Here is a 12,820-nt window from a genome sequence, read left to right on the forward strand (position 1 = left end):
CGATGCGGAGATGAATAAGGTTCTAAAGCGAAACTGACCGGTGCGCGCCGCGTGCTGCGGCAGAAACCGCGACTGAAGACCCGTCGATCCATTTCGCCCATCCCGGAAAGACCGCCATGGACTTGAACTACACCCCTCAGGAGGAAGCGTTTCGGACCGAGGTTCGGGACTTCCTCGCCGCCGAGTTCCCGCCCGAGATCGCCCGGAAGGCACGGAACGGACAGCGGCTCAGCAAGGCGGAAATCGAGCGCTGGCAGTCCATCCTGAGCGCGCGCGGTTGGCTCGCCCCCCATTGGCCCGTGGAGTTCGGCGGGGCCGGCTGGTCCGTCGTCGAGCGCTTCATCTATGAGCAGGAAGCCGCGCTGGCGCACGCCCCAGCGCCGATCGCCTTCGGCGTGAACATGCTGGCGCCGTTGCTCATCAAGTACGCCAGCGAGGCGCAGAACAGCTCTGGCTCGGGCGCATGCTGCGCGGGGACGACTGGTGGTGCCAGGGCTACTCCGAGCCGGGCGCGGGTTCAGATCTGGCCAACATCAAGACCACGGCCGTCCGCGATGGCGACGACTATGTCATCAACGGCCAGAAGACATGGACGACGCTGGCGCAGCACGCGAACATGATGTTCGTGCTGGTCCGGACCGAGCGCAGCGAGAAGCGTCAGGACGGGATATCCTTCCTGCCGGTCGACTTGAACACGCCGGGGGTTGAGGTCCGGCCCATCATCACCCTCGATGGCGATCACGAGATCAACGAGGTGTTCTTCACCGATGTCCGAACCCCCGCGAGCAACCTGGTGGCCGAGGAGAACAAGGGCTGGACCTACGCCAAGTACCTGCTGACCTACGAAGCCCTGGGCGCCGGCGTCGTGGCCGAGCCGGTTCTCAGCGTCCTGATGAGCGGCCGCGCCCTGGCGCTCGCCAACAAACCGCTGCGCGAGTCTGTCGCCGGCGGTGACGCGATCGTCGCCTTTGCGCACGAGGAACCGGGGTCGCGCTGGGACCTGGCCCATGTCGAGACGCGGGCCACGGCGATGGCGACCGGCTGGTCCCTGACCGGCGTCAAGGCCGTCGTCGCCAATGCCGAGGCCGCCGACCGTATCCTGGTCAGCGCCCGCACCGCCGGCGAGGCAGACGATCCGAAGGGCGTCTCGGTGCGCGGCTATCGGCTCATCGACGGCGGGCGTGCGGCCGAGGTGATCCCGGACGGCGTCGCGCTGCCCGCCGACGCCTTGGTCGGCGCGCGGGATGGGGCCTTTCCCGTGATCGAGGCGGCGGTCGGCTTTGGCGTCCTGGCGCTTTGCGCAGAAGCGCTCGGCGCGATGGAGACCCTGAAGAGCACGACGCTCGACTACCTCAGGACCCGCGTCCAGTTCGGGACGCCGATCGGCACGAACCAGGCTCTGCAGCACCGCATGGCCAATCTGCTGATCGACATCGAACAGGCCCGCTCGGCGGTCATCTACGCGGCGGCCGCCATGGGCCGGGACCGGACGGAGCGCGAGCGGACTCTGGCCGCGGCCAAGTACACCATCGGCGCAACCGGCGCGAAGGTGGCCGAAGAGGCCATCCAGTTTCACGGCGGGATCGGCATGACCGAGGAACTTCCCGCCACCCAATTCGCCAGACGCCTGATGATGATCGACCATCAGTTGGGCGATACGGACCATCACCTTCAACGCTTCATCGACCTCGGCCGCGCAGCCTGACGGTCTGCCCCCTCACCCATCCCGGATCGGAATACCGCCATGTCCAGACCTACCCCGCGCAACGCCACAGCGACCGTCGTGGGCGCCGGCGATTTCATTGGCGGCGCCATAGCGCGCAAGTTCGCGGCGGAGGGCTACACGGTCTATATGGGCCGCCGGCAGGGCGAACTGCTGGAGCCGCTCAAGGCCGAGATCGAAGCGGCCGGCGGCCGCGCGGTGGCCCGCTCGCTGGACGCCCGCGACGAAGACCAGGTGACCGCCTTCTTCCAGGCCGCCGAAGCCGAGGCCCCGCTGGAGCTCAGCGTCTTCAACATCGGCGCGAACGTGAACTTCCCGCTGCTGGACACCACCTCGCGGGTGTTCCGCAAGGTCTGGGAAATGGCCTGTTTCGCCGGCTTCCTGTCCGGACGCGAGGCGGCGCGCCACATGCTCCCGCGCGGCCATGGGTCGGTGTTCTTCACTGGAGCCACGGCGGGCTTGCGGGGCGGGGTCGGCTACGCGGCCTTCGCGGCGGCGAAGTTCGGCCTGCGGGCCATGGCCCAGTCGGCGGCGCGGGAACTGGGACCCCAGGGGCTCCACGTGGCGCACCTGGTGATCGACGCCGGGGTCGACACGGCCTGGGTGCGCGAGCGGATGCGCGAGCGGGTCGGCGAGGAGGCGGTGGCGAACCTCAAGCCGGACCAGCTGATGCGGCCCGAGGCCGTCGCCGAGGCCTACTGGGCGCTGCACCAGCAGCCGCGCGACGCGTGGACCTTCGAGCAGGAGATCCGGCCCTTCGCCGAGAAGTGGTGAGGGCCCGTTGCAGCGCCACGCCCGGGATCGGACACCGGACCGACCGGGCTTGGGATCGAGGGATGGCGACGCTCAGGTCCTGAAAATCTGACCGCCTTCGGCCCGGTGGGGCCGGACGCGATCGGGCTTCAGCGGCGTGGCGGTCGCTGCTACGACAGGCCATGGGCGAGTTCCGCGACGCAGCGCGCACGCGCAAGAAGATCCTGGAGGCGGCCCGGGAGGAGTTCGCCGCCCGGGGCTTCTCCGGCGGCCGCATCGAGTCCATCGCCAAGCGCGCCGGCGTCGCCAAGCAGCTCCTCTACCACTACTTCGCCAGCAAGGAGGCTCTGTTCGAGGAGACGCTCGCCAGCAAGTACCAGCAGCACCGCGCCGCCGACACCGAGGAGGGCCGCGGCGCGGTCTTCGTCCAGCGCTTCCACGCCGCCTCGAAAGACCCGGACTGGATCCGGTTCATCACCTGGGAGGCGGCCGAGCACCAGGAGTCGGGCCGGATCATCGCCGAGTCCTCCCGGCGCGGGTCGATCGCCCGGCTCGCCGCGGCGATCGCCGCGCAGCAGGCGCACGGCGACCTGCCGGCGGACCTGCCCGCCGACCTGATCCAGCTCGCGGTCTACGCCCTGGGCGTCTATCCGGTCGCCTTCCCGCAGAGCACGCAGATGATCACCGGCGCCTCGCCGCAAGACCCGGACTTCCAGGCCCGCTGGGCGGCCTTCCTTGAGGAACTGGCCAGGCGGTTGGCCCGGCCATAACTTACCGCTTGTAAAATTAATCCTCGCCGGTAGTCTGGGGCTCTTCCAAGCCAACGACCTCGGAGCCGCCATGTCAGACGACGGGCGCATCGCGCTTTCGCTTACCCTCAATGGCCGCGCGCTCGACGTCGAGACGCCGGCCTGCGCCACCCTGCTGGACCTGCTCCGCGACCGGCTGGGCCTGACCGGGGTCAAGAAGGGCTGCGACATGGGCGCGTGCGGCGCCTGCACCGTGCTGATGGGCGGGCGGCGCATCAAGTCCTGCCTGGCGCTGGCCGCCGCCTGCGACGGCGGGGCGATCACCACCATCGAGGGGATCGGGACGCTGGACGATCTGCACCCGCTGCAGGCCGCCTTCATTCGCCACGATGCGCTGCAGTGCGGCTACTGCACGCCGGGCCAGATCCTGTCGGGGATCGCGCTGCTGGCGGAGACGCCAAAAGATCTCGCCGCCATCCGCGAGGGCATGAGCGGCAACCTCTGCCGGTGCGGCGCATATCCCAACATCGTGGCGGCCATCGCCGAGGTGGCCGGGCTGTGAGCGGCCCGGCCTTCAGCTACGCCCGCCCCGCCGACGTGGCCGGGGCGCTGGCCCAGGGGGCGCGGCCAGGCGCCGCCTTCCTGGCGGGTGGCACCGACCTCATCCAGCTGTGGAAGGCCGGCCTCGCGGCGCATGCCGAGCTGGTCGACATCTCGCGCCTGCCCCTGGCCGGGATCGACCTTGCCGACGGCGAACTGGCGATCGGCGCGCTCGCCCGGCTGAGCGACGTGGCCCTCCATCCGCGGGTCATGGCCGAGCATCCGTTGATCGCGCAGGCCATCGCGGCCACCGCCAGCGGCCAGGTGCGCAACATGGCCACGGTAGGCGGCAACCTGCTGCAACGGACCCGCTGCGCCTATTTCCGCACCCAGGGGATGGCCTGCAACAAGCGCGAGCCGGGGTCCGGCTGCGGCGCCGCGGCGGGCGAGACCCGGCAGGCGGCCCTGTTCGGCGCCAGCGCGGCCTGTGTGGCGACCCACGCCTCCGACCTGGCCGTCGCCCTGACCGCGCTGCGCGCCGAGCTGACGATCCTCGGCCCCGACGGCGAACGTCGCATCGCCCTGCCCGACCTCTACCGCCTTCCGGGCCAGACGCCGCAGATCGACACGACCCTGGCGCCGGGCGAGCTGATCGCCGCCGTCCAGGTCCGCCGCGCGGCCGGCCTCGCCGCGCGCTCGACCTATCTCAAGGTCCGCGACCGCGCCTCGTTCGAGTTCGCCGTCGTCTCGGTGGCCGCGGCGCTGCGGCTGGAGGACGGCGCGGTCGTCGAGGCGCGGCTGGCGGCCGGCGGGGTCGCGCCCCTGCCCTGGCGATTGGCCGGCGCCGAGGCGGCGCTGATCGGACGCGCGCCCGACGCCCGGGCCTTCGCCGAAGCCGCCGGGCTGGCCGTCGAAGGCGCCCAGCCGTTGGCCGACAACGGCTTCAAGGTCGAGCTCCTGCGCCGGGCCGTCATCCGCGCCCTGGAAACCGTCGGAGCGACGGCATGAGCCCCGGACCCGTCACCCGCTGGGAGGCCGGCCTCAAGGTTACCGGCCAGGCAGTGTTCGCGGCCGAGACCCCGGCTCCGGGCCTGCTGTACGCCGTGCTCGTGGAGGCGCCGGTCGGCTGCGGCACGGTGCTGGCGGTTGACGCGGCGCAGGCGCGCCGCACGCCCGGCTTCGCCGACCTGATCTCCTATCCGGAGGCCCAGGGTCTCAAGCCCTCCAGCGTGACCGCGCTGATCCGCGAGCCGACGATCCACTTTGCGGGCCAGCCCGTCGCCCTGGTCGTGGCCGAAAACCTGGCCGCCGCCCAGGCGGCCGCCCGCGCGGTCAGGGTCGAGGCCGAGGCCCGCCCGGCGATCGCCGCGCTCGGTCAGGCCCTGGACCAAGCCTACACGCCGGCCACGGCGGGCCGCAATCCGGCCGAGAGCCGGCGCGGCGACGCCGCCCGCGCGCTGGCCGAGGCGCACCTGGTGGTGCGGCGGCGCTACGAGACCGCGGTCAACAACCACCACCCAATGGAGCCCCACGCCGTCGTCTGTTGCTGGGAGGGCGACCGGGTCACGGTCCACACCAGCACCCAGGCGGTGTTTGGCGCCCGCGCGGCCATCGCGCATGCCTTTGGTCTGCCGGCGGAGGACGCGCGCGTGGTCAGCCGCTTCCTCGGCGGCGGCTTCGGCTGCAAGGGCCAGCTCTGGTGGCCGTGGATGATGCAGGCCATGCTGGCCGCCCGTCGCACGGGCCGCCCGGTCCGCCTAGAGCTCACCCGCGCGCAGCTCTTCACCCTGGCCGGCCGGCGCTCGGAGACCGTGCAGGAGCTGGCGGTCGGCCTGGACGCCGACGGACGGCTGACCGCCATCGACCACCAGGTCCTGGCCCAGACCTCGACCCACGGCGAGTACGCCGACACCACCGCGGGGGTGTCGCGCTGGCTCTACGCCTGCCCCAATGTCACCACCCGCCACCGGCTGGTGCGGACCAACGAACCTCAGCCCATCCCCATGCGCGCGCCCGGCACGGCGCCCGGAACCTTCGCCCTGGAATCGGCCCTGGACGAAGCCGCGGCGGCGCTGGGGATCGACCCCGTGGACCTGCGGGTGCGCAACCACGGCGACCATGACCAGGAGGCCGGGCGGCCATGGAGCAGCAAGCGCCTCCTGGAATGCTACCGGGTGGGCGCCGAGCGGTTCGGGTGGGCGCACCGCCCGGCGGCCGGAGCGGCCGGCGACGGCCGCTGGCGGCTGGGCTCTGGCATGGCCAGCACCTTCTACGCCCAGCACCTGCAGCCCAGCCGGGCGCGGGTGCGGCTGGCGGCGGACGCCTCACTGGTGGTCCAATGCGGCACCCAGGACATGGGCAACGGCGCCTACACCGCGCTGGGCCAGATGGCGGCCGAGGCGCTGGGCGTACCGATGTCCCGGGTCACCGTCGAGCTGGGCGACACGCTCCTGCCGCAGGGTCCGATTTCCGCGGGCTCCCAGGTGACGGTGAGCATATCGCCGGCGGTCGCGATGGCGACGGCCGAGCTCCGCGCGATCCTGGCGCAACTCGCCGTCGCCGACCAGGCCTCGCCGCTCGCGGGCCAGCGGCCGGAGGATCTCGACTTCGCGGACGGGTTGGTCCGCAGCCGGACCGGCAACGTCGCCGAGCCGCTGGCCGACCTGCTCGCCCGCCAGGCGCCCGCCGGGCTCGAGGCGGAGGGCTCGGCCGACCTGCCGCAGGTGCAGACCCACAGCTTCATGAGCCACGGGGCCGTCTTCGTGGAGGTCGGCGTCGATCCCGACCTGGGCGAGGTGCGCGTGCGCCGGGTCTGCGCCGCCTTCGCCGCCGGCCGGATCGTCAACCCGCTGCTGGCCACCAGCCAGTATGTCGGCGGGCTGATCGGCGGGATCGGCATGGCGCTGCACGAGCGCACGGTCACCGACCTCGCCAGCGGGCGGATCCTAGGCGACAATTTCGCCGACTATCTGATCCCCGTGCATGCCGACATGCCCACGTTCGACATCGCCCTGGTGCATGAGGACGACACCCACCTGCCGGGTGGGATCAAGGGCGTCGGCATGCTGGGGACGGCCGGCGTCCAGGCCGCCATCGCCAATGCGATCTTCGACGCGGTCGGCCGGCGAGTGCGGCGCCTGCCGATCCGGATCGAGGACATCCTCGGCCATCCGGACCCGCGCGACGGCTTCGAAACGCTCACCTGACCGGCAGCCGCCTCAGCGCCGGCTGCTTTCGCCGCTACAGGGATAGGCCTGCTCCATCGCAAACCGGACGAAGTCGGCCGCCCCCACACCATGGGCCGTGCTGGCGAACCGCGCATGCCGCTGCACCGCCTGCAGCGCCGCCTTCGGGGTCAGGTCGGCGGGAACGCAGACGGTGCTGCGGCCGCGACGCGCCTGCCGCGTCAGGAGCTGGTCCACCGCGCCGGCGACGTAGCCCAGGCACAGCGCGTGGGCCGAGGCCGCGTCGGGCCCGTCGGCGACGCACAGCGCCTGTAGCCGCGCCGCATCGAAGAACGCCGGATGAGAGAGCGCCGCGGGCGGCAGGGCGGTGACCAGCGTCAGCGCTATCAGGCCGAACAGCATTTCGCGCTCCTGTCGTTGGTCGGATTACGGCGGGCCGGGCCTACTCGGCCCTGCGCAGGCCAAGGCCCAGGATGGTGACCAGGGCGGCGGTCGCCGAGAGGGCCGCGGCGGCGGTGGCGACCGGGTGGGCCTTGGCCTCGTCGAGCGCCCTCTGAGCCAGGTGTCTGGTCTCAGGGGGAGCCCGCTCGGCCAGCGCCTGCCCCGCCTGGCGCAGCGCCTGGGTGGCCTGGACGATGGCCTTCTCGGCGTCGTCGCTCAGCCCGTCGGCGGTCTGGCGCAGGGTCTTAGCGACATCGTCGAGCGTCTCGTCGAGCTCGTGCTTCACGTGGTCTCGTCCGAATAGCGACATGGCCGGTCTCCTGGATCCCCGAAGCGGGACCGTCACATTGCGGCGAGGCCCGGGCCGCGCCTTGACCCGGATCAAACGGCCGCCTCCGCCGCCTCCGTGCTGGTACTTAGGGGACGTTCCCAGATGTCCGGCGGCGGGGCGGGGGCCTAGCTCTTGGGCCATCGAATGGAGCCCGCGATGACCCTCGCCTACCCTCTGACCGACGCCCGCACGGCCCGCCCGGCCTCCGCGCTGACCGATGCCTTCGAGCGGCACGGTGTGCGGATGACCTACGCCCGCAACGAGGAGATCTACGCCCAGGACGACGAGGTCGAGCTGCTCTACCAGGTGGCGCGGGGCGTCGTCCGCACCAGTCGCCTGACCGCGGATGGCCGCCGCCAGGTGGGCGACTTCTACTACGTCGGCGACCTGTTCGGCCTGGAGCCCGGCCCCGATCACCGCTTCGCCGCCGAGGCCCTGGCCGAATGCGAGATCATGGTGGTCCGCCGCAGCGCCGTGCGCGCCATCGCCGGCGACGCCGCGCTCGACCGGGCCATCCTCGAGGCCCAGCGCCTGGAGATGGAACGCCTGCAGGATCACGTGGTCATGCTGGGCCGCAAGAGCGCCCGCGAGCGCGTCGCGAGCTTCCTGATGTCGATCGCCCAGCGCGGCCCCGACGATCACGCCGACCTCGCCATGGGCCGTCAGGACATGGCCGACTACCTTGGCCTCACCATCGAGACCGTCTCACGCATGCTCACCCAACTGCAGGGCGAGGCGATCGTCGACTTCCCGTCCTCGCGCCGCTTCCAGATCCGCAAGTGGACCGCCCTCGAAGCGCTCGCCGCCTAACCCACCTTGGCCAACCCCGTCCTGGAGACCGACATGCACCGCACCCTCGACCGCCCCGCGGAAACCGTGGTCGTCAGACCGAACACCTACGCGACCATCCTGGTCCACGCCGAGCCGGCCCAGTATTCCGCCCACCGTGTCGAGGTCGCCGCCCACCTGGCCCGCGACCTGGGCGCCCACCTGATCGGCCTGGGCGCCGAGACCTTCGACCCCGCGCTGATGTCCGGCCCGTTCACCAGCTATGCCGCCGGCGAATGGATCGGGTTCGTGCAGGAGCAGATCACCAAGGAGCTCTCCGACGCCGAGGTCAGCTTCCGCCGCGACGCGGCCGGCGCCGACCTCGAGTGGCGCGCCGTGCAGGACTACCCGCACCACGCGCTGGTCCTGGCCGCCCGCGCCGCCGACCTGGTTGTCGTCAGCCCGCGGGGCGCCCTGGGCCCCACCCGCTCGGTCGACCCCGCCGAAGCCGTGATGACCGCTGGCCGGCCCGTGCTGATCGTGCCCGAGGGGCGCACCCACCTGCACGGCATGTCGGTCGTGGTCGCCTGGAAGGACACCCGCGAAGGCCGCCGCGCGCTCACCGACGCCCTGCCGTTCCTGCAGCGCGCGCAAGACGTGATCGTCCTGTCGGTGGTCGCGGAAGACGCCAGGCAAGCCGCCGCCAACGAGATCGACGACGTGGTCGGCAACCTCAAGCGTCACGGGGTCGAAGCCCGCCCGCTGGTCAGCATCATCGACCACGACGGGGTGACGGCGGAGATCGAGCGGGTCGCCCACGCCAACGGCGCCGACCTGATCGTGGCCGGCGCCTATGGTCACACCCGGATGCGGGAGTGGGCGTTCGGCGGGGTCACCGACGACTTCCTCAACCGCCCCGACTGCTTCGTCCTTTTGAGCCACTGATCCCCCATCGCGGGGCCGGCGACGGCCACGCGCTCCGGAAGGTCCCCATGCTGCGTATCGAACCCCTTCGCCTGGGGCTGGCCCTCGGCCTCACGCTCGCCGCCGTCCATCTGGCCGGCGCCGCCCTGGTGGCGGTCGGCGCGGTCGGCTGGCTTCTGGGCCCCGAGGCCGGACGCGCACTCGGCCCGGCGTTCGCGTTTGGCGGCCTGGACGCCTGGGACATTCTGGTCACCGTGGCCTTCACCACGGTGTCCGGGTTCCTGGTCGGTTGCCTGCTAGCCGCGATCTACAACGGTCTGCCGCGCGGCCCGCGGCCGCCGCCGATCGAGCGTTAGCGGCCGCCATGCGCACCCTGGTCCCTATGCTCGGCCTGGCCATGCTGCTGGCGGCCTGCGCCTCCACATCGCCGCCCGCGGCGCCCGTCGCGCCGCGGACCGCCGACGGGTCCGGCGTACCGCCGCTGCCGACCCTCGACCCCGCGCAGACGCGCGGCCACAACTTCGCGGTCCAGCGCTGCTCGGGTTGCCACGCGGTGGGTCTCGACGACGGCGGCCCCCAGGGGGGGCCGGCCTTCTACAGGCTCTCACGGCGCTACAACCCCCTGCAGCTCGAGCATCGGTTCAGCGAGGTCTCCGCCCACGGCTTCGACCGCATGCCGGCGATCTCGTTCACGGCCGCCGAGGCCGAGGACCTGATCGCCTATTTCGACAGCCTGAACGGCAACTGAGCCGAACGGGCAGTCCCGGCGCGATCGGCGCCCCGCGACGGCGCAATCCAGGCTAATTGGGACAGAACGCCGTCTTGGCGCAGCCCCACACCGGACCTAGCGCTTCGCCGATGGATTCCGCGCCACCTCTCGCGACCCGGCGGACCCGCTTCGGCGGGCTCACCGGTTACGCCGTGGCCGTGGGCGCGACGGCGGCCTGCGCGGCGCTGAGCCTGCTGCTGGTGCACGACTTCCACGACGGCGACCTGGTGTTCCTGCTGTTCGTACCGGCGCTCCTGGCCAGCGCGGCGGCCGGCGGGTTCGGACCCACGCTGCTGGCCGGGGGGTTGTCGGTCGCGCTCAGCCTGGCCTTCATCGGATCGGGGACGACCGAGAACCCGGAGGTGGCCGTGCGGGGCGCGGTCTTCGTGGCGCTGACCATCGCGACCGGCCTCGTCGGCTCGCGCATGCATCGCAACGCCGGCGCGATCCGGCGGGTCGTCGCCGACCTGCAGGCCCGCGAGGCCCACCTGCAGTCGATCCTCGACACCGTTCCGGACGCGATGATCGTGATCGACGAGCACGGGATCATGCGGTCGTTTTCCAGCGCCGCAGAGCGGCAGTTCGGCTGGACCGCCGCCGAGCTGGTCGGCAGCAACGTCGACATCCTGATGCCCGAGCCCTACCGGACCCAGCACGACGGCTATCTCCTGCGCTACATGACCACCGGCGAGCGACGGATTATCGGCATCGGCCGGGTGGTCGTGGGGGAGCGCAAGGACGGCTCGACCTTTCCAATGGAGCTGTCGGTGGGGGAGATGATCTCCGGCCAGCAGCGGTTCTTCACCGGCTTCGTGCGCGACCTGACCGAGCGCCAGGCCGCCGAACGGCGCCTGCAGGACGTGCAGGGCGAGCTGGTGCATGTCTCGCGGCTCACCGCCCTGGGCGAGATGGCCTCGGCGCTGGCCCATGAACTCAACCAGCCGCTCACCGCCGCCGCCAATTTCATGAAGGGCTGCCTGATCCTGCTGACCCGCAAGCCGCTCGACGAACCGCGCCTCGCCGACATGATCTCCCAGGGCGCGGACCAGGCGTTGCGCGCCGGCCAGATCATCCGCCGGCTGCGGGATTTCGTCTCGAAGGGCGAGGCCGACCGGCGGATCGAAAGCCTGCCGCAGCTGCTGGAAGAAGCCGGAGCCCTGGCCATGGTCGGCGCCCGGGAGCGCAGCGTGCGCCTGCGCTATCAGATCGACCCGCGGGTGAACCTGGTGCTGGCGGACAAGGTGCAGGTGCAGCAGGTCGCGCTCAACCTGATCCGCAACGCCATCGAGGCCATGGAGGACACGCCGAAGAAGGAGCTCTTCGTCGGCGCCCGGCCGGCGCCGGACGACATGGTCGAGATCTATGTCAGCGATACCGGCCACGGCGTCAGCCCGAAGGCCGCCGAACAGCTGTTCCAGCCGTTCATGACCACCAAGGCGCAAGGGATGGGGATCGGCCTCTCCATTTCCCGGACCATCGTCGAGGCGCACGGCGGCCGGATCTGGGTCGACCCCAATCCGCAGGGGGGCGCGATCTTCCGCTTCACCCTGCCCGGCGTCGGGGCGGAGGAGTTCGCGAAAGATGAGTGAGCCGATCGTCCATCTGATCGACGACGACGAGGCGGTCCGCGTCTCGCTCGCCTTCCTGCTGGAGATGAACCATCTCCCGGCGCGGGCCTATGGCTCGGCCCAGGAGTTCCTGGCGATCGCCGGCGGGCTGACCGGCGGGTGCGTGGTCACCGACGTGCGCATGCCGGAGGTCAGCGGCCTGGACCTGGTCCGCCGGCTCAGGGAGCGCGGGAGCCCCTTGCCGGTGATCGTCATCACCGGGCACGGGGACGTGCCCCTGGCGGTCGAGGCCATGCGCGCCGGCGTCGTCGATTTCACCGAGAAGCCCTTCGAGGACGAGGTCCTGCTGGGCTCCATCCGCCGCGCGCTGGACAGCCGGGTCGAAAGCGACGCCCAGGCCGAGGAGCGGCGTCGATTCGAGCAGATGCTGGCGACCCTGTCGGGCCGCGAGAAGGACGTCCTGCGCGGCGTGCTCGCCGGCAAGATGAACAAGGTGATCGCCTTCGAGCTCGGCATCAGCCCCCGCACGGTCGAGGTCTACCGCGCCAACGTGATGACCAAGACCCACGCCAATGGCCTCTCCGAGCTGGTCCGGATCGCCCTGCTCGCCGGCTTCTGAGGCGCTTGCGCGAGATCAAGGTCCCCGCGCGCCGCGCGTGAGACACCCTCGGCATGGATCAGCACGGTCTCCCTCGACCTGTCGTCTTCGTCGTCGATGACGATCCGGGCGTGCGCCGGGCGCTGGCGTTCGCCCTCGACCTGGAAGGCTTCGTCGTCGAGACCTTCGAGTCCGGCGAGGCCCTGCTCCGGAGCGACCTACCCGAGGCGCTCGGCTGCCTGGTGCTCGACGAGCGCCTGCCCGGGGTCTCGGGCCTCGACACCCTTCGCCAGCTGCGCGCCCGCGCGATCGACCTGCCGGCCATCCTCGTGACCAGCCACCCCAGCGCGCCCTTCCGCGAAGCCGCCGCCCGCGCCGGCGCGCCGATCCTCGAGAAGCCGCTGATGGGAGAGACCTTGATCTCGGCGATCCAGGACCTGCTCGGCGCTGAGCCGGCCTCGGACGGCTGAT

15 protein-coding genes and 1 pseudogene are annotated in these 12,820 nt (G+C 71.6%); 14 read left to right on the plus strand and 2 right to left on the minus strand.

From position 1 onward, the window contains the following. Positions 1-116: 116 nt before the first annotated feature. From Q0R13_RS22590 to Q0R13_RS04700, 7 genes and pseudogenes are all read left to right on the plus strand, one after another. Positions 117-434: pseudogene (locus tag Q0R13_RS22590) on the plus strand (acyl-CoA dehydrogenase family protein); the annotation flags it as partial. 29 nt (positions 435-463) lie between these two features. After that, positions 464-1,705 (plus strand): acyl-CoA dehydrogenase family protein, encoded by a 1,242-nt coding sequence (locus tag Q0R13_RS04675; protein ID WP_293900214.1) that lies wholly within the window; start codon positions 464-466, stop codon positions 1,703-1,705. Positions 1,706-1,744: 39 nt separating this feature from the next. After that, positions 1,745-2,497 carry an SDR family NAD(P)-dependent oxidoreductase gene (locus tag Q0R13_RS04680; RefSeq protein ID WP_293900217.1) on the plus strand — a complete coding sequence of 251 codons (753 nt, stop codon included), beginning with the start codon at positions 1,745-1,747 and terminating at the stop codon, positions 2,495-2,497. Between the two features lie 161 nt (positions 2,498-2,658). Then, the gene (locus tag Q0R13_RS04685; protein ID WP_293900220.1) at positions 2,659-3,246 is read left to right on the plus strand and encodes a helix-turn-helix domain-containing protein; all 588 of its coding nucleotides are present in this window, start codon (positions 2,659-2,661) and stop codon (positions 3,244-3,246) included. A gap of 70 nt (positions 3,247-3,316) precedes the next feature. After that, entirely contained in the window at positions 3,317-3,787 is a 471-nt protein-coding gene (locus Q0R13_RS04690) for a (2Fe-2S)-binding protein (RefSeq protein WP_293900223.1), read from the plus strand. After that, positions 3,784-4,773 (plus strand): xanthine dehydrogenase family protein subunit M, encoded by a 990-nt coding sequence (locus Q0R13_RS04695; RefSeq protein WP_293900226.1) that lies wholly within the window; start codon positions 3,784-3,786, stop codon positions 4,771-4,773. Before Q0R13_RS04690 ends, Q0R13_RS04695 begins: the two co-directional genes overlap by 4 nt. Beyond that, positions 4,770-6,971, plus strand: a complete 2,202-nt coding sequence (locus tag Q0R13_RS04700) for a xanthine dehydrogenase family protein molybdopterin-binding subunit (RefSeq protein ID WP_293900229.1) — start codon at positions 4,770-4,772, stop codon at positions 6,969-6,971. The genes Q0R13_RS04695 and Q0R13_RS04700 overlap by 4 nt, the downstream gene beginning before the upstream one ends. Positions 6,972-6,983: 12 nt before the next feature. Here Q0R13_RS04700 and Q0R13_RS04705 read toward each other — a convergent pair whose 3' ends face one another. Together Q0R13_RS04705 and Q0R13_RS04710 are read right to left on the minus strand one after the other, a co-directional pair. Beyond that, entirely contained in the window at positions 6,984-7,352 is a 369-nt protein-coding gene (locus Q0R13_RS04705; protein ID WP_293900232.1) for a Rap1a/Tai family immunity protein, read from the minus strand. A 40-nt stretch (positions 7,353-7,392) separates the two neighbouring features. Continuing rightward, the gene (locus tag Q0R13_RS04710; RefSeq protein ID WP_293900235.1) at positions 7,393-7,701 is read right to left on the minus strand and encodes a hypothetical protein; all 309 of its coding nucleotides are present in this window, start codon (positions 7,699-7,701) and stop codon (positions 7,393-7,395) included. A 177-nt stretch (positions 7,702-7,878) separates the two neighbouring features. Between Q0R13_RS04710 and Q0R13_RS04715 the strand changes: the two genes are divergently transcribed. The 7 genes from Q0R13_RS04715 to Q0R13_RS04745 all read left to right on the plus strand — a co-directional run bounded on the left by Q0R13_RS04715 (position 7,879) and on the right by Q0R13_RS04745 (position 12,819). Continuing rightward, complete coding sequence (locus Q0R13_RS04715; protein ID WP_293900238.1) at positions 7,879-8,532, plus strand: helix-turn-helix domain-containing protein; 654 nt, start codon at positions 7,879-7,881, stop codon at positions 8,530-8,532. A 33-nt stretch (positions 8,533-8,565) separates the two neighbouring features. After that, the gene (locus Q0R13_RS04720) at positions 8,566-9,435 is read left to right on the plus strand and encodes a universal stress protein (RefSeq protein WP_293900241.1); all 870 of its coding nucleotides are present in this window, start codon (positions 8,566-8,568) and stop codon (positions 9,433-9,435) included. Between the two features lie 47 nt (positions 9,436-9,482). After that, positions 9,483-9,770, plus strand: coding sequence for a hypothetical protein (locus tag Q0R13_RS04725; RefSeq protein ID WP_293900244.1), 288 nt, complete (start codon positions 9,483-9,485; stop codon positions 9,768-9,770). An 8-nt stretch (positions 9,771-9,778) separates the two neighbouring features. Next, complete coding sequence (locus Q0R13_RS04730; RefSeq protein WP_293900247.1) at positions 9,779-10,162, plus strand: c-type cytochrome; 384 nt, start codon at positions 9,779-9,781, stop codon at positions 10,160-10,162. 110 nt (positions 10,163-10,272) lie between these two features. After that, on the plus strand, positions 10,273-11,772 hold the full coding sequence (locus Q0R13_RS04735; RefSeq protein WP_293900250.1) for a PAS domain-containing sensor histidine kinase: 1,500 nt from the start codon (positions 10,273-10,275) through the stop codon (positions 11,770-11,772). Beyond that, the gene (fixJ, locus tag Q0R13_RS04740) at positions 11,765-12,370 is read left to right on the plus strand and encodes a response regulator FixJ (protein ID WP_293900253.1); all 606 of its coding nucleotides are present in this window, start codon (positions 11,765-11,767) and stop codon (positions 12,368-12,370) included. The genes Q0R13_RS04735 and fixJ overlap by 8 nt, the downstream gene beginning before the upstream one ends. A gap of 53 nt (positions 12,371-12,423) precedes the next feature. Beyond that, positions 12,424-12,819, plus strand: a complete 396-nt coding sequence (locus Q0R13_RS04745) for a response regulator (RefSeq protein WP_293900256.1) — start codon at positions 12,424-12,426, stop codon at positions 12,817-12,819. The last annotated feature ends 1 nt before the right edge of the window (position 12,820 follow it).

Origin of the sequence: Phenylobacterium sp. (assembly GCF_025351295.1) — a bacterium.
Lineage (GTDB): Bacteria > Pseudomonadota > Alphaproteobacteria > Caulobacterales > Caulobacteraceae > Phenylobacterium.